Consider the following 22,367-nt stretch of genomic DNA (forward strand, 5'->3'; position numbering starts at 1 on the left):
GAGGTGGGGGATGAGCGACACATGGCTGATCGTGATCCCGGATGATCCGTACTGGCGGCCGGACCGCGCGGCGGCGGACCGCGCCGCCGCCGCGCTGGCCGGGATGCTCTCCGCGGAGGCGCGGCGGGGCCTGGAAGCGCGGTGGCACGACACGGTCGAGGTGGTGCTCTGCTACGCGAACCTGGAGAAGATCTCCTGCCCCGGCTGCGGTGCGGAGCTGTACAGCGGGGGCTGGTGGGGCGAGGCGGTCACGAAGAGCTTCGAGGAGGGATTCGCCACGCTCGAGGTCGCCGTCCCCTGCTGTGGCGCCGCGACCTCGTTGAACGACCTGGTGTACGACTGGCCCATGGGCTTCGCGAGCTTCCGGATCGAGGTCCTCTACCCGGAGCGGGGCTGGCTGACGGACGGCGAGCTGACCGAGGTGGCCGAAGCACTCGGCCACCCCGTCCGCCAGATCTTGGCCCACCTGTGAGGCCGTGCCAGATCCCTGGATGGGTTGTCGGGCCGGCGGCGGCCGGTCGCGGCTTCAGGCGAGCAGCCCCGACGACCGCCACAGCCGTCGGCCGACACCCCGCAGCACCCCGATGTCGTCCAGGAAGTCGGTGAGCCGCTTGGCGCCGGTCTGCATGACCTCGCGGCGATGGCCGCTGGCCTTCACCTGGGCCATCGCCTCCCGCTGGTCCAGGCCCACGTTGGTGTACACGTCCGGGTTGACGAAGGCGACCGAGAAGACGCGGGCGAACTCGCCGGAGGTGACCCGGGTGAACTCCTGGGACCAGCGCGGCGCGGTCACCATCTGGCGGCGGAGCTCCTCGCGGGCGTAGCGCACGTGGCGGGCCTCCTCCACGACGTGGATGCGGGTCACGCCCCGTATCAGGGGCTGCACCCGCTCGTCGGGGAACGTCAGCCGCTGCATCCAGTCCAGGACCTCCTCGCCGAGCAGCGTCGCCGTGAACGATCCAGGCGTGGTGGAGATCGTCTTGAACAGGCGGCCCAGATTCTGGTGGGCCCGGCTCACCGGGTACCAGGGCGCGTCCCCCCGCGATATCAGCCGCGCGAACATCTTCGAGTGCCGGCACTCGTCCTCGATCTCGGTGAGCGCGTACCGGACGTGCGCGCTCGTCGCCGCCTTGTCGTAGATGTGCCGGACCAGCAGCTGCATCAGGATGATCTCGAACCAGATGCCCAACGAGGCCAGCGCCGCCGCCTCGTGCTGCGACAGCAGGATCCGCTGCTCCTCGCTCATCCGCCGCCACAACGGCGTCCCGTACAGCGACACCAGCTCCGGCGGCCAGAACCACTTGCCCTCCTCGAAGGGCGCGTCCCAGTCCAGCTCCTCGTCCGGGTCGAAGGAGTGCTTGGCGGAAGAGACGAGCAGCCGCTCGGCCACCTGCTCCCGGTCCTTGAGCAGGCCGAGCGCGTCGCGCAGTCCCGCGAGCGCGTCGGCTTCCGTCACGGTCGTCATCGCTGTCCCACCTCGTTGCCCGGAGTCCCATGTTCTGCCGCTCTTATGAGACTGCCTGTCAGCAAGGGCGTCAATCCCTTGCACACCACTTGTTGACTCGGCGTCTACGTGTGAGCCTGCGGGGTATGCCGACCTACGACCTGTACGCCATGGACCCGGGCGACCCGCACTGGCAGGTGCCGGCGAGCGGCGAGGCCCGCTTCAGCTGGGAGGCCATGTTTGTTGGCCAAAAGAACGGCTCCGGCCGCGACCGGCTGCTCGCCCTGTACCAGAAGGGCAAGGACAAGCAGTGGGACGGGCAGAAGCGCATCGACTGGGATCTGGAGGTCGATCCGTACGACGCGCTCGGCACCCCCGACGAGATGATGACCCTGTACGGCACCCCGCACTGGGCGAAGATGACCGACCGCGACAAGGGCGAGCTGCGACAGCACTACGCCTCCTGGCAGTTCAGCCAGTTCCTGCACGGCGAGCAGGGCGCGATGATCTGCGCGGCACGGATCGTGGAGTCCGTCCCCGACCTCGACGCCAAGTTCTACTCGGCGACCCAGACCATGGACGAGGCCCGGCACGCCGAGATCTACGGCCGCTTCCTGCACGAGAAGATGGGGATGGTCTACCCCATCAACGACAACCTCCAGTCGCTGCTCGGCGACACGCTCCGCGACAGCCGCTGGGACATGCCCTACCTGGGCATGCAGGTCCTCATCGAGGGCCTGGCGCTCGCCGCCTTCGGCATGATCCGCGACACCACCGACAAGCCGCTGCCCAAGCAGATACTCGCCTACGTCATGCAGGACGAGGCCCGGCACGTCGCCTTCGGACGGATGGCCCTGCGCGACTACTACAAGCAGCTCACGGACGCGGAACTGCGTGAGCGCGAGGAGTTCGTCATCGAGGGCTGCTATCTGATGCGGGACCGGCTGCGGGGCGTGGAGGTGCTGGAGAACTTCGGCATCCCGAAGGCGGAGGCGGAGGAACTGAGCGAGCGCTCCGAGTTCCTCCAGCTGTTCCGCAGGCTGCTCTTCAGCCGCATCGTCCCCTGCGTCAAGGACATAGGCCTGTGGGGCAAGCGCCTCCAGGAGGCCTACGTCGACATGGGCGTGTTCGAGATGGGCGACTCGAACCTGGACCTGCTGATGGCCGAGGACGAGGAGATAGCCGAGAAGCTGGACGCGGAGCGCTTCGCGGCGGAGGAGAGGGAGCGGGTCGCGGAGGTCGAGGAGGCCATCGAGGAGGGTCAACGCCTGGGCGGTTGATCACTCGATCGACGGGCGAATCGGCATATTCCCCCGGGTAGGCTGGCTGTGTCAGGCAGACTCCGGCGCATGGGAGCGATCATGAGTGCCGCGCGTGACTACGGGCTGGGCGAAGACTACGAGTGGCCTCGTCCGCCGGAGAGCGGCTGGACGGCGGACGACCTGGACCGACTCCCGAACCTTCCTCCGCACACGGAGTTGATCGACGGGAGTCTCGTCTTCGTGAGTCCGCAGACCCGCTTCCACATGCGCACGATCCGGCTTCTGGAGTACGCCCTGCTAAGCCAGGCGCCCGACATGTACGACGTCGACCGGGAGTTCAGCGTCAAGCTCGACCGGCGCAACCGGCCGGAGCCCGACGTGCTGGTCTACCGCGCGGACGCCGACACAGGCCCGCATCAAACCTGGCACCACTCCGATACCGTAATCCTCGCCGTCGAAGTCGTTTCAGAGGACTCGGAGGAACGCGACCGAGAGGTCAAGCCCCGCAAGTACGCGGCGGCGGGTATCCGGTACTTCTGGCGCGTGGAGGAGGGCAGCAACGGCCTCCCGATCGTGTACACCTACGAGCTCGATCCGTCCACGGACACGTACGTCAACACTGGTATCCACCATGATCGACTGAAACTGACCGTTCCGTTCCCCCTCACCATCGACCTCACGGCGATCAACCGCCGGCCGCCGGTCGCGCCTCGCTCGGAGTGAACGACTCACAAACCGAGAACCGCCTCCATCACCGCCTTCGCGATCGGCGCCGCATCCCCGCCGCCGCTGATGTCGCCGCGGTCCGCCGATGCGTCCTCCACGACCACCGCGACCGCGACCTTCGGCTCCAGGTCGTCGTTGGCCTGCGCCCAGGAGACGAACCAGGCGTACGGCACACCGGCGTTGCCGACACCGTGCTGCGCGGTGCCGGTCTTGCCGCCGACCGTGGCGCCGCGGATCGCGGCGTTGCGGCCCGTTCCCTCCCGCACCACGTCCGTCATCAGCTCCCGCATGCGCACGGCCGTCGACGGCCGCATCACCTGCCGTGCCGCACGGGGACCGTACTCCGCCACGATCTCCCCGCTCGCCCGGGTGGTCCGCTGCACCAGGTACGGCGGCCGCAGCTGCCCGCCGTTCGCGACCGCCGCCGCGACCATCGCCATCTGGAGCGGCGTGGCCCGGGTGTTGTACTGCCCGATCGAGGACAGCGCCAGCTGCGCCCGGTCCGCGCCCGAGTCGAAGGTGCTCGGCGCGGCCGGGAAGGGGATCCTCAGGCGCCGGTCGTTGAAGCCGAAGGCCTGCGCCGTGGCCAGCATGTGCTCGGCGCCGGTGTCCACGCCCAGCTTGGCGAACACCGTGTTGCACGACCACTCGAAGGCCATCCGCACCGAGGCGTCCGCGCAGCCGTCGGACTCGTTCGTCAGCCTCGTCCTGGTGCCGGGCAGCGTGTACGGGTCGGGGGAGTGCGTCCGCCTGTCCAGGTTCCGGACCACGCGCGCGTCCAGGGCGGCCGCCGCGGTCACCACCTTGAAGGTGGAACCCGGCGGATACGTCTGCCACACCGCCCGGTTGAGCATCGGCTTCTCAGGGTCGTCGTTGAGCCGGGCCCAGGCCGAGGTCACCGCCTCGCCGTTCCCGGACAGCTCGGAAGGGTCGTACGACGGGGTGGACACCAGGGCCAGGATCCGGCCGGTCACCGGCTCGATCGCGGCCACCGCCCCCTTGCGGGTGCCCAGGCCCTCGAACGCCGCCTCCTGCGCGTCCCGGTTCAGGGTCGTCACCACGTTCCCGCCGGGGTTCCGGGACCGCGTGGCACCGTTCCACAGCGGCAGCGGTGACAGCATCGGGTCCGTGCCCGCGAGCACGGCGTCCTCGCTGTGCTCCAGCAGCGTCGTCCCGTACTTCTGCGAGGAGAAACCGATGACCGGGGCGTACAACGGGCCGTAGGAATAGGCGCGTTCGTAGCGCAGCTGCTCCCCGCTGTCCCGGGAGCCGGTGACCGGCTCGTCGCCGACCAGGATGTTCCCGCGCGGCTGGTGGTAACGGGCGATCGTGGGGCGGCGGTTGGCCGGGTTGTGGTCGTAGGAGCCGGCCTGGACGACCTGGACGCGGGCGGCGTTCACCAGCAGGGCCGCCAGCAGCAGCACGCAGAAGGCGGCGGCGTACCGGATGTACTTCGTCACGGGGCCTCCTGCCCGTCGTGCTGCCGGCGGGCCGAGTCGCTCAGCCGGATCAGCAGGGCGACGATCGCCCAGTTGGTGACGACGGACGAGCCGCCCTGCGCCAGGAACGGCATCGCCATACCGGTCAGCGGGATCAGACCGGTCACCCCGCCCGCGATCACGAACACCTGTAGCGCGAGGAGCGAGGCGAGCCCCACCGCGAGGAGGCTGCCGAAGGGGTCGCGCAGCGCCAGGCCCGCCCGGTAGCCGCGCTCCACGAGAAGGGCGTACAGCACGAAGATCGCCGACAGACCGGCCAGGCCCAGCTCCTCGCCGGCCGTCGCCAGGATGAAGTCCGACTTGACGGCGAAGCCGATCAGAATGGAGTGGCCGAGCCCCAGCCCGGTGCCGAGGACGCCGCCCGCCGCGAACGCGAACAGGGACTGGGCGAGCTGATTGGGGCCCTGGCCTGCGTCGATCGTGGCGAACGGGTGCAGCCAGTCCTCGACCCGGCCGTGCACATGCGGCTCCAGCCAGCCGACCGCGACCGCGCCGAGCACCGCGAGCAGCAGCCCGACCGCGATCCAGCCGGTGCGGCCGGTGGCGACGTACAGCAGCACCACGAACAGCCCGAAGAACAGCAGCGAGGTACCGAGATCGCGCTCCAGCACCAGGACGCCGACGCTCAGCAGCCAGATCGCGACGATCGGGCCGAGGACCCGCCCGGTGGGCAGCAGGATCCACCAGACCCGGCGCCCGCTGTAGGCGAGCGCGGTGCGGTTGGCCGCCAGATACGCGGCGAAGAACACCGCCAGCAGCACCTTCGCGAACTCGCCCGGCTGGATGGAGAATCCGGCGATCCGGATCCAGATACGGGCGCCGTTGACGGCCGGGAAGAGGATCGGCAGCGTGAGCAGGACGAGGGCCGCGGCCACGCACACGTAGGCGTAGCGCTGGAGCACCCGGTGGTCGCGCAGCAGCAGGACGACCACGATGAACAGGGCCACCCCCAGCGTCGACCACACGAGCTGGGCGGGCGCCGCCCCGTCGCCCGGCGTCTCCAGGTCGAGCCGGTAGATCAGGACCAGGCCGAGGCCGTTGAGCAGCACCCCGATCGGTAACGGGAGCGGATCGGCGCCGGGGGCGCGCACCCGGACGGCGAGATGCGCGACCAGGGCGAGCACACCGAGCCCGGCGCCGTACCCGGCGGCCCCGGGCGGGACGGCGCCGTACCTGGCCAGACCGACGGCGCAGTAGCCGTACACGGACAGCAGGACGGCCAGCAGGATCAGGGCGAGTTCGATGCCACGGCGCCGGTTGAGGCGTACGGCGGGTACGGGGGTCTGCGCCGCTGCCACGGTGGTTCCGGCCTTGGTCATGCCCGGAACTTACCCAAATGGTGTCATGTATGTCGTGTTTGTCCCTCACCTGTCGGGGTGTCAGCTTGCGGGGCCTGGGTCTGGGGTTGGGCGTGTGTCTGGGCCTGGGCGGGTGCCTGGGGCAGCGTCAGGGTCGCCACCGCCCCGCCGTCCAGCGCGTTGGCGAAGGTCAGCCGGGCGCCCAGCACCTCCGCCTGGCCCACCGCGATGGTCAGCCCGAGCCCGTGCCCCTTCGCCCCGCCCTCGGTGCGGAAGCGCTGCGGGCCGTGCCGTACCAGGTACTCCGGATAGCCGTCCCCGTGGTCCCGTACGGTGACGACCGGCCCGTCCGCCGCCGCCTCCACCGTCACCTCCACCGGCGCCCGCCCGTGCTTGTGCGCGTTGGCGACGAGATTGCCCAGCACCCGCTCGATCCGCCGCCGGTCGGTCTCCGCCCGCGCGTCCCGTACGACCCGCACCTCGGCGTCCGTGCCCGACGCCCGCACCACCCGTTCGGCCAGCGCGCCCAGCTCCTCGGTGTCCAGCTCCAGCCGCTCCCGCCCGGTGTCCAGCCGGGATATCTCCAGCAGGTCCTCGGTGAGGGTGCGCAGCGCCGCCACCCGGTCGCGCACCAGCTCCGTGGGCCGCCCCGGCGGCAGCAGCTCGGCCGCCGCGTGCAGCCCCGTCAGCGGGGTGCGCAGCTCGTGCGCCACGTCCGCGGTGAACCGCTGCTCGCTCAGCAGCTTGCTCTGGAGCGACGAGGCCATGGAGTCCAGCGCCGCCGCGACCGCGGCCACCTCGTCCTGCGGACGGATCGGATCCCGCGTACGGGGATCGTCCACGCGCGCGTCCAGATCGCCCGCGCTGATCCGCCGGGCCACTTGCGCCGTGCCGTGCAACCGCCGCGTCACCCGGGTCACCGCGAACGCCCCGACCAGCAGCGTCGCCCCGATCGCCAGCACCGACGACCACAGGATCGCCCGGTCGAGGCCCGCGATGGTGCCCGCCTGCTGAGAGTAGTCGACCTCCACCGCGAGCGCCCGGCCGGCGTCGGCTGGGCCCGCCGCCCACATCGTGGGGTGCCCGCGGTGCGTGGCGACCATCGTGCCGCGCTGCCCGGCCATCGCCAGCGCCCGCAGCGGCGCGGGCAGCCCCTCGGGATCCACCCCGGCGCCCGGCCGCAGCGCGTCCCCCGCCTGGTAGGCCGTGGTCGCGTCGGTCAGCCGGCTGAGTGCCTGGTCGCGGGCCTGGCCCACGGTCTGGTCGGTGACGGAGACATGCACCAGCACGCCGAGCAGCGCGGCCAGCGCACAGCACATCACGGTGATGAAGGCGGCGGCCTTCACGGCCAGGGTCCCGGCCCACCGGGGAAGCCTCATCGCAGGCTCGCCGAGGGGGAGAGGGTGGGCGCGGGCGTGCGGGTGGCGTGCTTGTGCCGGCCGGTACGCCGGCCGGTGCGCAGGAACTCGTCGCGGGAGAAGACCATCGCCCGCTGCTGCGGGTCCCAGGCCCAGGTGGTGCGGTACTCGTAGCCGGTGATCCCGGCCGGCGAGCGCACGATCACGGCCCGTCCGGCCAGCTCCACCCCGGTGATCGCGTCGTTGTCGGCCAGCACCTGCACCAGCTTGTGGTGCTCGACGGTGTACACCCGCACGGCCGTCTGGTTGGTCGGATACAGCCGGAACCCGAGCGTCATGTCGTCGCGCCCGTCCCCCGTCAGGTCCCGGTAGTACGCCTTCAGCAGGGGACACCGCGCGCCGCCACCAGCTCCACCAGCCCCGCAGTCGCCCATCCGGGCCACGGTGGCGTGGTACGCGCCCTTGCCGCCGTAGTCGTCCGGATGGGCCGCTATCTCCGCGCGGACGACGGCGACCGGGTCCGCCTCGTGGATGTCGTCGCCGCGCACGGTGATGCCCTTCACGGTCTCCGTGTTCGCCTCGTCGTACGGCCAGGCCGGGCTGGACGCCGGGCGCAGATCGGGCCAGAGCTTGGCGGGGCTGATCGCGGTCGGGGTCGACCCGGCCCCGCGCAGGCCGCCCGTGTCACCGCAGCCGGCCGCGGTCACCGCCACGAGGGCGACGAGGGCGACGACCCCGGCGACGAGGGCGCTGCGGGTCGGGCGGGTGCGGGGCACGATGCTCCTGTGGCTCGGTTCGTTCTGTTCGCTCTGTTATTGGGGGCTTCGCCGGCAGGGAGTACGTTTCGCTGGCTGGAATCATTCGGTGGTACGGCCGCGCGGCGGCGCGGTACACCCTATTCGCCCGGAGAAACGGTCACTCCGCCACCCGGCCCGCCGCCCCCGCACCTCCGCTGTTCGGCCAATCCCGTCGCCCCCTTCGCCGTCAAAGAAAGCGGAGCGCTTGCTCCTGGACCACCCTCCCTGTTCCCATGGTCGAGGGGTGATGCCGCATGAGCGGACTGCGCGTCGTGCCGACCTGGCGGCACGGTCAGGAGCGGCTGTACGTCTGCGGAAGGGACGGCGGCAACGTCGCCTGGTACGACCGTGAGTCGGGCCGGGTCAACCTGCTGAGCGAGGACCGCAGGGAGGACGTACTCCAAGCCCTCGGCCCCTTCCTGACCGGCCCGGTCACCGTGGGCCCGCCCCCCGTCCCGACCCCCGCCGAACTGGCCCGCCTCACCCTCCACCCGGACGACGACCTCGCCCCCAACCGCCCCGGCGAGGCCCTGCTCGTCGCCCTCGACAGGGACCCGGCCCCACCGCACCGGCTCCGCCCCGACCCCCGCCGCCGGGCCCTCACGGCCGAGCAGACCGTAGGCGAGGCACTGGACCGCCTGGAGGGCGCGGGCTGGCACACCCTGCACTCCGTACCGCTCCCCGGGGGCGACCGCATCCACCACCTCGCCATCGGCCCCGGCGGCCTCTTCGCCGTGCACAGCCTGTACGCCCGGCGCCACCGTGTCACCGTGACCGACCTGATGGTCGCCCTCGGCCGCCGCGAGTCGCTGCCGCTGCTACGCCGCGTCCGCGCGGACGCCGACCGCGCGTCCCACACCCTGACCGCGGAGGTCCGCCCCGTCCTGGCCCTGGTCGACCCGACGGAGGTGTCCATACCGGTGCCGCCGCGCGAGATCCGCATCCTGCGGGAGACCGAGATCGAGGGGCTGGCGCGGTTGGGGGGCGTGCTGAAGCCGGCGGATGTGGAGTCGTTGCATGCGATGGCGCGGGATCGGGGGACGTGGGGGAACGCGTGACCGCTCGTAAGCGGGGGCGGGTGAAAATCAGCCCGTCCGGCGTTTGAGGACGAGGCCCCTCAAGGGCCGAAGCGGGGGTCTGGGGGCGGCAGCCCCCAGGGACGGGACGAGACGGGAAGGGGCGGCGGGGGCGAAACAACCCCTGTCACGGCACCGGCAGCACAGCGGCCCGCCCCGGCTCCAGCAACGGAGCCAACAGATCCCCGAAGTCCTGCACCCGCGGCGCGATGTCCCCGGCCCGAAACACAAGCTGTCCGGAACCCCGGCACGCACCGACCTCCTCCCAGGTGACCGGCGCCGAAACGAACGGCTCCGCCCGCGCCCGCACGGTGTAAGGCGTGGCGGTAGTCTTCCGCGCCGCGTTCTGGCTCCAGTCCACGAACACCTTCCCGGGCCGCAGACTCCGAGTCATCCGGTGCACCACCAGCCGGGGCATGGCCCGCTCAGCCTCCACGGCCAGCCCCTTGGCGTACTCGGAAACCCGCTCCGACGAGGCCCCCCGCACCGCGGCGAGCAGATGCAGCCCCTTGGACCCAGAGGTCTTCACGCACACCTCGACCCCATCCACCGCCAGCCGCTCCCGCAGCCACAGCGCGACCTCGCAACACTGCCCCACGCCCGCAGGCGGCCCGGGGTCGAGATCAAAGACGAGCCGATCGGCCAGACCGGGATCGCGGATCAGCCACTGATGGGTGTGGAACTCCGCAACGAGATTCGCCGCCCACATCAGCGAGGCCAGATCCTGCACCAGCACCATCCGCGCCGGCCCCTCGGACCGCGGCACCTCGGCGGTGGTGACCCAGTCGGGCGTACCGGGCGGCACGTTCTTGGTGAAGAAGACCTGCCCGTCCGGCCCGTCCGGATAGCGCAGAAAGGAGACCGGCCGGTCACGAAGATGAGGCAGCAGCACCTCGGCCGCGGTCGCGTAGTAGTGCAGCAGCTCGGCTTTGGTGAAGCCGACCGCCGGATACAGCACCTTCTCCAGGTTGCTGAGCGCGACTCTCCGCCCCTCCACCTCCGTGATAGGCGTCATAAGATGACAATCTCACGCACAACGGCCTAAGCACTGGCGAAACGGCGGAAAGGTGCTGCACGTGCGATCCATCTGGAACGGCGCCATCTCCTTCGGTCTCGTCAGCATCCCGATCAAGCTGGTGAACGCCACCGAGAGCCACTCCATCTCCTTCCGCCAGATCCACACCGAGGACGGCGGCCGCATCCGCTACCGCAAGGTCTGCGAACTGGAGGAGCGTGAGGTCAGCCAGGCCGAGATCGGCAAGGGCTACGAGGACGCGGACGGCACGATCATCCCGATCAGCGACGAGGACCTCTCCCACCTGCCCATCCCGACCGCGAGGACGATCGAGATCGTCGCCTTCGTCCCGGCCGAGAGCATCGACCCGCTCCAGATGGACGCCGCGTACTACCTCGCCGCGAGCGGCGCCCCGGCCGCCAAGCCGTACACACTCCTACGCGAGGCCCTGAAGCGCAGCCACAAGGTAGCCATCGCCAAGTACGCCCTGCGCGGCCGGGAACGCCTGGGCATGCTGCGGGTGGTGGGCGAGGCCATCGCCATGCACGGCCTCCTCTGGCCGGACGAGGTCCGCGCCCCCGAGGGCGTCGCCCCCGACGTGGACGTCAAGGTCCGCGACAAGGAACTCGACCTGGCGGACGCCCTCATGGACACCCTGGGCGAGGTGGACCTCCAGGACCTCCACGACGAGTACCGCGAAGCCCTGGAGGAGGTCATCGCGGCCAAGGCGGCCGGCGAAACCCCACCCGAGGCCCCCGCCCCACCGACGGGCGCCAAGGTGCTGGACCTGATGGCCGCCCTGGAGAACAGCGTCCGCGCCGCGAAGGAGTCCAGAGGCGAGGAAGTGGGGCGGGTCGGCCGCACCCAGCCCAAGGAAACGGGCGGCAAGAAGTCGACGTCCACGGCCAGGAAGACCACGGCGAAGAAGACGACGGCCAAGACCACAGCCAAGACGACGACGAAGTCCACAGCGAAGTCGGCGACGGCTGACAAAAAGACCGCAGCCAAGAAAGCCACGGCCAAGAAAACAGCCTCCCGCAAGCGCAGCGCGTAGCGTCGGCGCGCCCTACGCAGCTCGCGAGCGCGCCTTCCGTGCCTGGAAGAAGTCAAGGTACGACAGCGCTATGACCAGCAGCGGAACGATGATCCAAAGCAGGACGACCCGGAGCCGGCCACCGGTCAGTGCGGCGACAAGAACGACCGCGACGGCGCTACCGACGAAGCCGAAGAACTGCCGGTAGGACCGGAAGCCTCCCCGCAGCGCCGCGCTCGTCGCATCAGGATCATCCTCCTCGGCGAAAGCGGCACGCACGGGGTGACTGTCGCCCTCGCGTCGCGCCTGCAGCCAGGCGAAGAACAACCGGCCGAGTGCGTAAAGAACGAGCGTGCCCAGGTAGATCCACCACCCGGTGGCATCGTCGGGTAGGGCGTGAGCCAGTTTCATGCCCACCGCGTGTCCCGGGTACGGGGGAGTAGACGGTTCCACATACGCGAAGAACTCGGACTCAGCGGGGTCAGACCTCGATGACGGTGGCGCGTGTCCCGCAGAGTGCGGTGAGATCCTCCGGATCGGACGTGAGCACGGTGACGGGCCCAGGCGCGGTGAGGGCGGTCGCGCTCACCATGGCGTCGATCGCGTACTTGTGGCCGTGCAGGCCGGCGTCGGCCAGGAGGGCGGCGGCGTGACGGGCGATCGCTTCGGTGACCGGCTCCACGACGAGACGCGAAAGCGTCCATTCCAGCGCCGGGCGGTTGACGCGCGGGTGGACCACTTCCACCAAGGTGGCCGCGGACGTGATCACACGCAGATCGTCGGCGCGGGCGAGAGCGAGCCACCCGGTGACCGTCCGGTCACGCAGCATGGCCTTGGTCAGCCCTTCGCTGTCGAGCACCAACGTGCCGCCCGGGGCCGCAGGGGAACGAGTCACGCGGCGTTCGCCCCATCACCGGTCTGCTGCACGCGCGCCTGGTGGAGTTGGTCGCGCAGGGCCTGCACTTCGTCCTCGGTGATGGGACCGTGCTCCGCCTCGGCGACCTGAATGAGTTCGTTGAGGTTGTCACGCTCGATCTGCCGGGCGACGGCAGCGGCCACATAGGCAGACAGCCCGGAGGGGCCGCTACGGGCACGGGCGGCTTCGGCGATGTCCCGGGGCATCGTGATCGAGTACTTCTGGGTAGGCTCGCTCATACTCTCTATGCTACCGCCAATACCACCCGACAGTAGCTTGTCCCTACGATGGCCTACTCACCCACTTGCGGCTCGACCGAAGGGCGAACCAGCGGCTCTTCTCGGAGCTGACGCATGCCCGAAAACCTGGCCGACTCCTGGGAGTACTGCCTCTACATCCCCAACGACCCACGTGCGGTCACCATCAGCCGCCGCACCCTCCGCCGCACCCTCGCCATGCACGGCCTGATCAGCCTGCTGGACACCGCCGGACTCTGGCCCCGTCCGATCAACGGATCTTCATGAACTTCCGTAATTCCGCAAGGACTTGGCTTGATTGACGAACAGACTCCGAACCGGCCGCGGCGTCGCCTGGCCTAGGCACTCACACATCAACGCCAAGATCCACCGGATGCTCCCTGTGGAGCGCTGCCCTGGCACCACGCCCGGAACTGACCAGGGCTGCTACAGAAATGGCGACGGTCACGGCGAGCATGGGCATCGTGACCAGCTGGGCTGCGTCCCCGGTATTCATGATCACCCCCGTGACGACCGCGACGCAGGCGACGCCTGTCATCGTCACGGCGAGCGCCACCGCAACCCCGGACAGGGCAAGTAGCCGCAAGACCTTGGCAGATGGCTGGCACCGGGTCACGACGACGGCGGGCGTCACCGCCGCGGTAATAAGGAAGGCAGCCGGCCCGAGCACGGCCAAGGCCCCGACCCAATAGGAGAACGGGTCGATGGAGGCGAACATCAGGAGCAACGGCGCGATCACCCACGTGGGCAGCGTCGGTATGAGAGCCACCAGCGGGCGCCACGCGGCCCAACTGCCGGTTCTGGAGGTTTCCAGGAGGAGCGCAAGGGCACCGACCAGCAGGACGAGCCCAGCGCCGTACATGGCGTACTGCGCAACGTCGAGCAGTCCGCGCACCAGATCCGGAGTCGGCCAGGGCTCCTCGGACAGGATGAAGTGCAGTATCGGCAGGGTGTACAGCGCGGCACACCAGGTGACCCAGATGGTGGCGACGCTCGCCTGCATGCGGCGACGGCGCCCTTCAGCGGACTCATCGGGCATCACCGGGCGAAGCCATGCCTTCAGCGCGCCGGTAAAGAGGTCCGCGACGACGCTCGGGCCGGCGCCGGTGTCCTCGACGAGTGCTTCGAGCTCGGCACCGTAGCGCTCCCGGAACGAGGGAGGGTACGCCCGCAAGGCCAACCGGCCCGCCATGTTGATCACGCGCTTGCCACCCCCAGCCGGGTCAACCCGGTGCGTGCGAACCGGGCCATCGCCCGGAGCTTGTCGTCGAGCACGGTCTGCCCTTCCGCCGTGAGGCGGTAGGGCCGCCGACGCTCGTCCTCGTCCAACGGCGCGACCAGACCACGTTCCTCCAGCCGCGCAATGGCGGCATACAGCGTGCCCGGCCCCAGCTTGATGGACGTCTGTTCCTCGACGTCCTTGGTGATCGCGTAGCCGTGCTTGGGCCCGTCGGCCAGACTGGCCAGAATCAACAGCGCGGGTTCGGCCCATCCGACACGATCCCGTTGACGCGGCATCAGGCACCTCCTTCGTCCCTTGCGACTACTACGTTATACGATACTGCGTAGTACGAAGTAGAGGTACGCGTGGCAGGACCCGCACACACTGACTCCCGCGGTACCCCACACACCGTGAAGCCCACGGTGCCCAGCGACAGATCTACCTGCCCCGGCGTGCCACCTCAGCAATCACCGGGATACGAACCGGACCTGCCGATCGGAAAGAGCGGATCGATCAACTCCCAGCCCTCATCGCTGAGTTCCGCACGCACCGCGATGGGTGCTCCCCCAGCTCCAGCTGGCCTCGTCCGGTTCACCGTCTACGCGTGGGCCGCCGCGCTGCCGACTCTCGACGGTATGGGGGTTTTCGGAGAGGAACCGCGTCGGCTGGGGCGCGCAGTCGTGCTGCCCGTACTGCGGACAGTTACAGGATCGGGTGGTGACGCTTCAGCAGGATTGGGTGCTGTTGGAACCGGACATGGCTCCGTTGGCATATACGGTGCCGGCGGAGCATCAGTGGATCGTGCTGTCCGATGGGCGGGTAACGGTCTGCGGGGTGTGTCCGCCGGATCCGTTCCAGCGCTGCCGCATCGAACACCGGCTCGCCTGCTCGGCACAGCTACTGACCGATCTGTGGCCGTGGCTGACGAGCCTGCGAGCGGAGAACGCACGGCGAGTGGAGCGGCAGGCGACCCCTGAGACGCTTCAGCCCCCTGAGGACTGGCCCGACGCCGGGTAATAGTCCCCTTGACGGCAGGGGGCTGACCTGGACAGACGCGCCGAGATCCGGTCACAAACAGTCCGCAGACCCTGTCATAGGGTCGCCCAGCGCTGCATGGTGACGGGGCTTTGGGCACTTCATGCCGGATGCCCGCCGGCGGGGGACGCGGGGCATGGGATCACGAATGATCGGCGGTCGGGGCGGGCTGCTGGTGATCCAGACCGTCGTCCGGCTGAACCGGTAGAGCGTTGGCGGAGTTCGCAGGTGCGAGTCCCCGGCAGGGCACAGACACATGGGAACGGCGGCGGGTGGCAGTTTCTGGGACGGTAGGTGCTGCTACGTTGCGGCTCGGCTTGTGCGCGAGGGGTGGGTGGGATGGACGTCCTTGGCGTCGACGCTTGTGGTAAGCAGGGGTGGGTTGGGATCAGACTCACGGACGGCGCCTACGCGGGCAGCCTGGTGGATTCCCGGCTCGAGAGGCTGATCGAGCGCGCTGCCGAGGTGGATGCGATCGCGGTGGACATGCCGTTGGGTCTCGTCGAGAAGAGCTGGCGTGCCGCAGATCTCGCGGCCAGGGCGCTGCTCGGGGTGCGGCGCAGCAGCGTATTCCCCATAGCGCCAAGGATGGTGTGGCAGGAGCAGGACTACAGGGCGGCCGCCAGCCGATGCCAGGAGCTCACCGGCAATCGGCTGAGCCAGCAGGCGTGGGCGCTGAGACCGAAGCTGCTTGAGGCGCGGGCGTGTTGGCTCGCCGATGAGCGGATCCACGAGGTGCACCCCGAGGTGTCCTTCTACGCCTTGGCCGACGGAGTGCCGCTGCCATACGCCAAGAAGACCTGGCGCGGTCAGGCCCTGCGCCGCTCCCTGCTGGCCGAGGCCGGCCTCGTGCTCCCGGACGAGCTTGGCGAAGCGGACCGCATTCCCGTGGACGACGTACTCGACGCCGCTGTCGCGGCCTGGTCGGCGCGCCGGATCGCGCTCGGGACAGCGAACCGGGTTCCTGAGGCGCCCGAGCAGGATGCAGACGGGCGCCTCGTCGAGATTCGATACTGATCAGTTCATCAACGCAGCAAGGAGCTGTTTCCACAGTGACCCCCTCGCCTAAGGGGCGGCGCCACTTGTATGCGTGCCAGTAGCATGTCTCCCGTGTGACGCGGAGGAGCGTCCTTGTCACTGGGGGGTATGGGGTGGCGCTCGACGGGCCCAGCCTTGGCAAGATGCTGGACGACGTTGCGGCGGGGAGGATTCAGCTCCCCGATTTCCAGCGACAGTGGAAGTGGGACGACGACAGGATCCGCGCTCTGTTAGCGACGGTGACACTTGACTATCCGTTGGGTGTCGCCATGACGCTGGAGACCGGTGGCGAGGCTCAGTTCAAGGCTCGCCCGCTGCATGGCACCGAGGTGGGCCCGCTCGTCGTCCCGGAACAGTTGCTACTTGACGGGCAGCAGCGACTGACGTCTTTGTTCCAGGCGCTCAAATCGGACCGTCCCGTGGAGACGACCGGGGCGCGGAACAGGCCGCTCCGCCGCTGGTACTACATCGACATCGCCAAGGCGGTGGACGACGCGGCGGACCGGGACGAGGCGATTCTGTCCGTGGCGGAGGACAGGATCGTTCGAGGTGCGTTCGGTCGCGGCACGGCCTGGGACCTCACGTCTCGGGAGAAGGAGTGCGCGAGCGGCCTGTTCCCTCTGAACCTGATCTTCGAGCCGGAGAAGACAGGGAAGTGGCAACGGGCTTACGTCAGCGCTGCCGACGACCGCTGGGACTTGTGGTCGGCGTTCCAGGCCCGGGTCATCGACACCGTCAAGGGATTCAAGGTGCCGTTGATCCGGTTGCCGAAGGAAACCCGTAAGGAAGCGGTGTGCTCGGTCTTCGAGCGGGTGAACACCGGCGGCGTCGTCCTCAATGTGTTCGAGCTGCTGACGGCGACCTACGCGGGTGACACGCAGTACGCGGAGTGCAACGGGGGTGAGGACTTCAGCCTCATTGCGGACTGGCGAGCCATCAAGGGAAAATTGTGCTCGGAATATCCCGTTTTCGGGACCCTGGACAAGGACAGCGGTCAAGAAACCGGGCTCACTAGTCTGGACTTCCTTCAAGCCATCGCGTTGGTGCGGACGTACCGACGCAAACAAGAGTTCTTGGCGGAGAATCCCGGAGCGACGAACGCACCCGCGGTGAGCTGTAAGCGCCGCGATCTGCTGCATCTCCCGCTCGGTGACTACACGGAGATCTCCCCGAAGACGGCCGAAGCGCTGTCCTGGGCCGGCCGGTTCCTCGCTTCACAGTACGTGTTCCGCGAACGCGACCTGCCGTACGGGTCCCAGGTGGTGCCCCTCGCAGCCATCGGCGTCATCCTCGGGGACAAGGTGGAAGAACCCGGCGTCCATGAAAGGCTGACACGCTGGTACTGGTGCGGTGTGCTCGGTGAGCTCTACGGAGGCGTCACGGACACCCGGTTCGTCCGGGATGTCGAGCAGGTGGTCGGCTGGATCCGGGACGGTGGTCCGGAGCCCGACACCATCACGGAATCGTCCTTCCAGGAACAGCGCCTGCATCGGCTCACCTCTCGCAACAGCGCTGCCTACAAGGGAATCTACGCCCTCTTCCTCAAGGAAGGGGCGATCGACTGGTTCTTCCACAGCGAGCCGATCAACGAGCAGTCCCTGATCGGGGAGTACGTGGACATCCGGCAGGTCTTCCCGAAAACCTGGTTCGAGCACAACGGCGTGAACGGCCTCCGGATGACCAGCATCGTGAACAAGACCCCGCTGTCCTACCGGGCGCAGCAAACCATGGGGACCAGCACCCCTTCGGCCTACCTGCAGTCGTTCGAGCGGCACACCGGGAGTCCGGGCGACTGGTTCGACGACATTGTCGGAACCCATCTCATCGACCCGAAGCCGCTGCGCGCGGACGACTTCGAGGCTTTCTACCGGGACAGGACCGCCAGGCTTCTGGAACTCGTCGAACGGGAGATGGGCAAGGCTGCGGTCCGCGAAGGGGCAGGCGATGGCGACGCCGGATGACGCGACCGTCAAGGGGCTGGAAGGCACCTCCCTGACGATCCGCGGGCTGCTGCACCTGTGGGGTTTCCGGGTCCGCGACCACGTGTCCGTCCCGCAGATCGGACTCGATCTGAAGGGCTTCGGCCTGACCACGGTGCCGGACTTCGCGTCCGGTTCGCTGGACGACGAGGTTGCGATCGCCTCCGTCACCCGTGTGTACGAGACCGGGGCCGCCACCGGCGACACGGACAGCGGCACTGAGCCCGAGCATGCCGACGACACCGGGATCGTCGAGGACTTCGACGATCTCGAGGAACCCGTCGGCATGCTCCCGCAGACAGCGATGCGGGTCCACGATCTGCCGTGCGCCCACAGCGTCACCTCGATCGCACCTGACGAACAGCTGCCGCTGGCGATGGGGAGGATGGCCGAGCACGGGTACTCACAGCTTCCCGTGATCGACGCGTCAGGCACTCTCCACGGAGTCGTCACCTGGGCATCGATCGCCCACATGCATGCGACCGGACGCAAGCCGTGTCTGGACAACGCAATCAGCAGCGAGTACGAGATCGTCAACGCTTCCGCTCACCTGCTGCTGGTGCTGCCGCTCATCTGTGCCCACGAGTTCGTTCTCGTCCGGGCCGCGGACGGGAGGGTGAGCGGCATCGTCACCTCCGCAGATCTCGCCGGCGAGTTCGGCACGGTCGCTCGGCCCTTCTTCACCCTCGGGGAGATCGAGCGACGGTTGCGGCGATGTCTCGGCCGGGTCTACGACGAGGCCGACGTCCAGAAGGTGCACAAGAAAAAGAAGTCCGTCGACGAGATGATGTTCGGCGAGTACATCCGGCTCCTGGACAACGAGCAACGCTGGAACAAACTCGGCTGGCCCGGTGTCGACAGGGATCACTTCATCGGGCTGCTCAGCAGCGTGAAAGTCGTCCGCAACACGGTCATGCACTTCAACGCGCCCTCACTCAGATCCGAACAACTCGACCTGCTGGACCGCTTCGTAGGCATGCTGCGGCTCTACGACCCGGACTACGGAGCTACCGCCGCCTGAAGAGGCTTCGCTGCCGCGTATCGGCGTCTGCGGTAGTGATCCGCGCCGGTGCAAACTCCGGCCCAGACGAGAGACGCGGAGTACGGGGACAGAAAGGCCGCTGATCAGGGGCGCGATTGCATGGCGTGGCGTTCTACGCCTTGCCCTCCCCGCCCCTGAGTGACGACAAGACCAGGCGCCCGTACCGAGTCGTCAAGGCTCCTGCTGTGGAGGCGATGGATAGTGCGAGTGCTACGAGCAGGTGTGTCACGGAGTCGTCGCCGAGGACCTGCAGGATGCTCAGCGCGGTGCCGAGGGGCAGGCCGAGAATGGTGAGGACGCCCAGGGCGCCGCTGATCTGTTGGCTCTCCTGTGTCTGTACGAGCCTGCTGTAGTCGGCGGCTTCGGCGAGGATCGCGTTGAAGCGGACGGGTAACCGGTGCTGGTTCTGGAAGGCGAGCAGCAGATCGTTCGCCGGGCCGTGGGCGGTGAGGTGTTGCCGCCAGTAGGTGCTGCGAAAGACGGCGATGTTCCTCTCCAAGCCGGCGACGCGGCGCGCCAGTCGGGGTGAAGAGTCGAACACCCCGGAGAGTTCGTCGGTGAGCTCGTCGATGTGATCGCGTTGGAGAGCACCGAGGAGCAGGGCGTCGAGATAGGACGGTGCGGGAGTGCAGTGCCCCGAAGTCGAAGAAGTCACCCGCGCCGGTGTCGGGCCGGTGGCCGAGGAAGGCAGCTCCTTGCCGTAGCACCAGGGCGCTCCAGTCCGCCGAGATCCGCACGGTGTGGTCGAGTTGGTCGTCGGCGGCCTCCGGTGGGAGGGGGAAGTCCTCCGGGGTGGAACGTGAGGCCAGTTGCCACAGCCAGCGGTCCGCAGTGGCGGGCAGTTCTCCTTCCCGCCCGGCGCGGAGGGCGGGAGTGTGCTGTGCCGTTGGGGTCATGAAGGCGATGGTGTACGGGTCCAACGGCCTGGTGAGCGGTTCGTCGACGGAGTACGGCCGCCGTCCGGACAGAGCCCGCAAGTGACACCATCTGACCGTGTCCGAGGCCCCTGGCCCCCTGTCCAGGGGCCTCATCGCTTCCGCTTGGCTGACTGTATCGATCGCGCCTTCGGGACTCGTTGGATAACTGGCGTTCAACAGCCCTGTATCCCGCTCACCGCTGTGATTCAGCCCGAGCTCGGCGGCACTGAGGTCGTAGACCTCGCACAGCAGCGGACCATAGAAGTCATCCGGGACGCTGTGTCCGTTCTCCCAACTGGCGATACGACGTTTCACGCTGGCGTCCGCCGGCAGGTGGTGGCCGCGGCGGAGCGCAGCCTGACATAACTCGCGCACCAACCGAGGCTGGCTCCAACCCCGGCTCACTCGAGCGTGCCGTAACCGAACGCTGGTCGGCTGCGTCGAAGACGTGACCGTTCCCTCCCTTACTCGCGGGCTGGTGTGGTTGCTGAGCGCACGGCTGTGGGATCTTGCGACCGAATGTACGCGCTGCTCATCGCTGCGCGCTGCAAGTAACGGGAGATCCCGGGGCGCTCAACTCGTGACGAGGGATGACGCGTTCTCGTTTGGCACGTCACCCCTCATCACCTCTCGTCATCTGCCCTGGTCAGGGGCCCGACCGCGAGTCTGAATACCAGAGCGGCAGCACAGCCGCAGCTGAGTCCGACCGAGGTGAGATGACGTGCAGAGGATGACCAGGAGAGGTGTGGAATGGCTCTCCGCTGCGGCGGACGATCCAGTTACGTGCCGGGCCACCTGGGCGGACGACCCGCGCGCCGTACATGTTGCCGACCGGCCGTTACTTCGACGTGGTGACGGTCGACCAGCGAATCGGTATCGAGACGTTTGACCAACTGCTGCGTCGCGGACTGCCGTTCGGCCCAACGGTGCTCGACCACCAGGCTCGACGGGTTGGCTTCTTCCTGGGCTCGCAGAGTCAGGAGACCTTCGTCCACTACCTCGGGCGGGAAGACGGCTCGCCACCCGCATACCGTTATCTGAGCCGAGGGTCGGTGGTCGTTGTGCCTGGCCCCATGCCCCTGCGCGGTGACCGTTACGAGTGGCTTCGTGCCCCGACTCGGCGGCCGATGGCCAATCCGCTCCGCCCGGTGGCCCTGGCGACCATGCTCGTTGCCTCCGCCGAGTTGCTTGCCCGTGTGGACCGGTACGGCGAGCGCTACCCGTCTGCGGCTGACCTTGTCCTTTCCCTGATCGAAGGGGATGCGACCGATGCAGGATGAGACCACTGACCGGCACGACGCTGCGAGCTGGTCGCCTTTGGACAGCGACGGTTGGTATGCGGCGCGCAATGCCACAACCGCGCTGAGGGACGCTCTTGTCCGCGCTGGCCTGGAGAAGGACTTCCCTTACCTGCGGGCCGACTTGAACGCCTTCGGACATGGGCTTGTCGAACTCGGGCATGTGTCGCCGGCGACAGCGGAGCGGTTGGCGGAACTGCTGAGCCTCGCACTGGCTTCCGCCTTGCAGCGGCTTGAGGAGAGTGGCGACGAAGGTGCCGAACACCGTGCGGGGAAAGGATTGACGCCGTGATCGACCGACGGGGAGTCGTAGCCAAGCGCGCCGAGGACATCATGCCCGGCGTCCCCTATGTCCGCGGCTGGGCTCAGGCTCGGCGCAGCGCTGGCGCCCTCGCCGCGCAGTTGACGGCGCTGGGCTTGGAACCGGACTTCCCAGGCCTCGCGGCGGATGTGAACGTCTCGGGCGACGGCCTGGTACGACTGGGGACCCTCCGGCCTGAGGCGGCGCGGATGCTGGCCGAACTGATCGTGTCGGGCCTCGCGGCCGAGACGGGGAGCAACCTCGATGCGGTGATGGTGGAGGCGGGCGCTGCCGGTCGGAATGAGCCGGCTGCCTGATGAAGCACCGATGAGACCCCGGCCGGTCGATGGTTCGACCAGTTCCTGCGACTGGCCGGCCTGGCCCCGTACGTCGTCGTTCCCCCGGCAACCGACGTACGGGGCCTTCTGCTGTGCACGATGCCCTTGGTTTGTTGGTCTGCCGCTCGGCCGGGACCGGCGCCCCAGCGCCGCAGCCCGGACGAACGGCAGACTAATACCTCAAAGGTTGATCGCCGGTGGGTCCGTTGTCAGTGCTTGCTCCTATGGTCTCGTCCTAGGGCTGATCTCGCCACCATGGCACGTCTGGGCTGTCAGCCGGGATGACCTTGGCCCTTGCCAGGATTTTCCTGTCGTGGGCCCGCACGAGGGCCCGTAACTCACGCGCGCTTTTTCTCGGCAGCGCGTGAAGCACGGCTTCGAGGTGCTCACGGAAGCCGACGCCGTAACACCCGCACTCGGGAATGCCGCAGTCGGGACCTGTGAGGGGGTCTACAAGGTCCCTGATAGGGCCATGGGCATAAGCCTGCCAGTGCCAGAACGCTTCTTCTGTAGCTT

At 68.7% G+C, this 22,367-nt stretch carries 24 protein-coding genes and 1 pseudogene; 13 read left to right on the forward strand and 12 right to left on the reverse strand.

What is annotated here, in order from left to right; genetic code table 11:
• Positions 1–10: 10 nt before the first annotated feature.
• Entirely contained in the window at positions 11–472 is a 462-nt protein-coding gene (locus tag ABZ915_RS30665; protein ID WP_361809955.1) for a hypothetical protein, read from the forward strand.
• A 54-nt stretch (positions 473–526) separates the two neighbouring features.
• On the opposite strand, the gene ABZ915_RS30670 is transcribed toward ABZ915_RS30665, so the two are convergent.
• Complete coding sequence (locus ABZ915_RS30670) at positions 527–1,465, reverse strand: diiron oxygenase (protein WP_361809957.1); 939 nt, start codon at positions 1,463–1,465, stop codon at positions 527–529.
• Between the two features lie 125 nt (positions 1,466–1,590).
• Between ABZ915_RS30670 and ABZ915_RS30675 the strand changes: the two genes are divergently transcribed.
• Both ABZ915_RS30675 and ABZ915_RS30680 read left to right on the forward strand, forming a co-directional pair.
• The gene (locus ABZ915_RS30675; RefSeq protein WP_361809959.1) at positions 1,591–2,724 is read left to right on the forward strand and encodes a ferritin-like domain-containing protein; all 1,134 of its coding nucleotides are present in this window, start codon (positions 1,591–1,593) and stop codon (positions 2,722–2,724) included.
• 81 nt (positions 2,725–2,805) lie between these two features.
• Positions 2,806–3,429: a Uma2 family endonuclease gene (locus tag ABZ915_RS30680; RefSeq protein ID WP_361809961.1), complete on the forward strand. Its 624-nt coding sequence runs from the start codon at positions 2,806–2,808 to the stop codon at positions 3,427–3,429.
• 5 nt (positions 3,430–3,434) lie between these two features.
• Here ABZ915_RS30680 and ABZ915_RS30685 read toward each other — a convergent pair whose 3' ends face one another.
• The 4 genes from ABZ915_RS30685 to ABZ915_RS30700 are packed head-to-tail and all read right to left on the reverse strand — an operon-like array spanning position 3,435 to position 8,366.
• Positions 3,435–4,892, reverse strand: a complete 1,458-nt coding sequence (locus ABZ915_RS30685; RefSeq protein WP_361809963.1) for a penicillin-binding transpeptidase domain-containing protein — start codon at positions 4,890–4,892, stop codon at positions 3,435–3,437.
• Positions 4,889–6,250, reverse strand: a complete 1,362-nt coding sequence (locus ABZ915_RS30690) for an FtsW/RodA/SpoVE family cell cycle protein (protein ID WP_361809965.1) — start codon at positions 6,248–6,250, stop codon at positions 4,889–4,891. Before ABZ915_RS30690 ends, ABZ915_RS30685 begins: the two co-directional genes overlap by 4 nt.
• 23 nt (positions 6,251–6,273) lie before the next feature.
• Positions 6,274–7,608, reverse strand: a complete 1,335-nt coding sequence (locus tag ABZ915_RS30695) for a HAMP domain-containing sensor histidine kinase (RefSeq protein ID WP_361809967.1) — start codon at positions 7,606–7,608, stop codon at positions 6,274–6,276.
• Positions 7,605–8,366 (reverse strand): hypothetical protein, encoded by a 762-nt coding sequence (locus tag ABZ915_RS30700; RefSeq protein WP_361810181.1) that lies wholly within the window; start codon positions 8,364–8,366, stop codon positions 7,605–7,607. Before ABZ915_RS30700 ends, ABZ915_RS30695 begins: the two co-directional genes overlap by 4 nt.
• Before the next feature lie 272 nt (positions 8,367–8,638).
• Between ABZ915_RS30700 and ABZ915_RS30705 the strand changes: the two genes are divergently transcribed.
• Positions 8,639–9,442 carry a nuclease-related domain-containing protein gene (locus ABZ915_RS30705; RefSeq protein WP_361809968.1) on the forward strand — a complete coding sequence of 268 codons (804 nt, stop codon included), beginning with the start codon at positions 8,639–8,641 and terminating at the stop codon, positions 9,440–9,442.
• Between the two features lie 145 nt (positions 9,443–9,587).
• Here ABZ915_RS30705 and ligD read toward each other — a convergent pair whose 3' ends face one another.
• Positions 9,588–10,475 carry a non-homologous end-joining DNA ligase gene (gene ligD / locus ABZ915_RS30710; RefSeq protein ID WP_361809970.1) on the reverse strand — a complete coding sequence of 296 codons (888 nt, stop codon included), beginning with the start codon at positions 10,473–10,475 and terminating at the stop codon, positions 9,588–9,590.
• A gap of 61 nt (positions 10,476–10,536) precedes the next feature.
• Here ligD and ABZ915_RS30715 point away from each other — a divergent pair, with 61 nt between their 5' ends.
• Complete coding sequence (locus ABZ915_RS30715) at positions 10,537–11,529, forward strand: Ku protein (protein ID WP_361809971.1); 993 nt, start codon at positions 10,537–10,539, stop codon at positions 11,527–11,529.
• Positions 11,530–11,541: 12 nt separating this feature from the next.
• Here ABZ915_RS30715 and ABZ915_RS30720 read toward each other — a convergent pair whose 3' ends face one another.
• From ABZ915_RS30720 to ABZ915_RS30730, 3 genes are all read right to left on the reverse strand, one after another.
• A complete protein-coding gene (locus tag ABZ915_RS30720; protein WP_361809972.1) occupies positions 11,542–11,925 on the reverse strand; it encodes a hypothetical protein in 384 nt (127 codons plus the stop codon).
• Positions 11,926–11,989: 64 nt separating this feature from the next.
• Positions 11,990–12,403, reverse strand: coding sequence for a PIN domain-containing protein (locus tag ABZ915_RS30725; RefSeq protein ID WP_361809974.1), 414 nt, complete (start codon positions 12,401–12,403; stop codon positions 11,990–11,992).
• Positions 12,400–12,663 carry a CopG family transcriptional regulator gene (locus tag ABZ915_RS30730; RefSeq protein ID WP_361809976.1) on the reverse strand — a complete coding sequence of 88 codons (264 nt, stop codon included), beginning with the start codon at positions 12,661–12,663 and terminating at the stop codon, positions 12,400–12,402. The genes ABZ915_RS30725 and ABZ915_RS30730 overlap by 4 nt, the downstream gene beginning before the upstream one ends.
• A 114-nt stretch (positions 12,664–12,777) precedes the next feature.
• Between ABZ915_RS30730 and ABZ915_RS30735 the strand changes: the two are divergent.
• A pseudogene (locus tag ABZ915_RS30735) lies at positions 12,778–12,918 on the forward strand (ATP-binding protein); the annotation flags it as partial.
• 109 nt (positions 12,919–13,027) lie between these two features.
• Here the strand turns inward: ABZ915_RS30735 and ABZ915_RS30740 are convergent.
• Both ABZ915_RS30740 and ABZ915_RS30745 read right to left on the reverse strand, forming a co-directional pair.
• Complete coding sequence (locus ABZ915_RS30740) at positions 13,028–13,882, reverse strand: hypothetical protein (RefSeq protein WP_361809978.1); 855 nt, start codon at positions 13,880–13,882, stop codon at positions 13,028–13,030.
• Positions 13,879–14,199: a PadR family transcriptional regulator gene (locus ABZ915_RS30745; RefSeq protein ID WP_361809980.1), complete on the reverse strand. Its 321-nt coding sequence runs from the start codon at positions 14,197–14,199 to the stop codon at positions 13,879–13,881. The genes ABZ915_RS30740 and ABZ915_RS30745 overlap by 4 nt, the downstream gene beginning before the upstream one ends.
• A gap of 421 nt (positions 14,200–14,620) precedes the next feature.
• Here ABZ915_RS30745 and ABZ915_RS30750 point away from each other — a divergent pair, with 421 nt between their 5' ends.
• The 4 genes from ABZ915_RS30750 to ABZ915_RS30765 all read left to right on the forward strand — a co-directional run bounded on the left by ABZ915_RS30750 (position 14,621) and on the right by ABZ915_RS30765 (position 18,976).
• Entirely contained in the window at positions 14,621–14,920 is a 300-nt protein-coding gene (locus ABZ915_RS30750) for a DUF6083 domain-containing protein (RefSeq protein WP_361809982.1), read from the forward strand.
• 357 nt (positions 14,921–15,277) lie between these two features.
• Positions 15,278–15,955, forward strand: coding sequence for a DUF429 domain-containing protein (locus ABZ915_RS30755; RefSeq protein WP_361809984.1), 678 nt, complete (start codon positions 15,278–15,280; stop codon positions 15,953–15,955).
• A 164-nt stretch (positions 15,956–16,119) separates the two neighbouring features.
• Positions 16,120–17,937 (forward strand): DUF262 domain-containing protein, encoded by a 1,818-nt coding sequence (locus ABZ915_RS30760; protein WP_361809986.1) that lies wholly within the window; start codon positions 16,120–16,122, stop codon positions 17,935–17,937.
• Positions 17,921–18,976, forward strand: coding sequence for a CBS domain-containing protein (locus ABZ915_RS30765; protein WP_361809988.1), 1,056 nt, complete (start codon positions 17,921–17,923; stop codon positions 18,974–18,976). The genes ABZ915_RS30760 and ABZ915_RS30765 overlap by 17 nt, the downstream gene beginning before the upstream one ends.
• 133 nt (positions 18,977–19,109) lie before the next feature.
• Here ABZ915_RS30765 and ABZ915_RS30770 read toward each other — a convergent pair whose 3' ends face one another.
• On the reverse strand, positions 19,110–19,652 hold the full coding sequence (locus ABZ915_RS30770) for a hypothetical protein (RefSeq protein ID WP_361809990.1): 543 nt from the start codon (positions 19,650–19,652) through the stop codon (positions 19,110–19,112).
• Between the two features lie 1,083 nt (positions 19,653–20,735).
• On the opposite strand from ABZ915_RS30770, the gene ABZ915_RS30775 reads away from it, so the two are divergent.
• From ABZ915_RS30775 to ABZ915_RS30785, 3 genes are read left to right on the forward strand one after another with little or no spacing between them, the layout of a single operon-like run.
• Positions 20,736–21,194 carry a hypothetical protein gene (locus ABZ915_RS30775; RefSeq protein ID WP_361809992.1) on the forward strand — a complete coding sequence of 153 codons (459 nt, stop codon included), beginning with the start codon at positions 20,736–20,738 and terminating at the stop codon, positions 21,192–21,194.
• A complete protein-coding gene (locus tag ABZ915_RS30780; RefSeq protein WP_361809994.1) occupies positions 21,184–21,504 on the forward strand; it encodes a hypothetical protein in 321 nt (106 codons plus the stop codon). The genes ABZ915_RS30775 and ABZ915_RS30780 overlap by 11 nt, the downstream gene beginning before the upstream one ends.
• Complete coding sequence (locus ABZ915_RS30785) at positions 21,501–21,830, forward strand: hypothetical protein (RefSeq protein WP_361809996.1); 330 nt, start codon at positions 21,501–21,503, stop codon at positions 21,828–21,830. Before ABZ915_RS30780 ends, ABZ915_RS30785 begins: the two co-directional genes overlap by 4 nt.
• Positions 21,831–22,367 lie beyond the last annotated feature (537 nt).

The sequence above is a fragment of the Streptomyces sp. NPDC046915 genome, assembly GCF_040644935.1.
GTDB lineage: Bacteria > Actinomycetota > Actinomycetes > Streptomycetales > Streptomycetaceae > Streptomyces.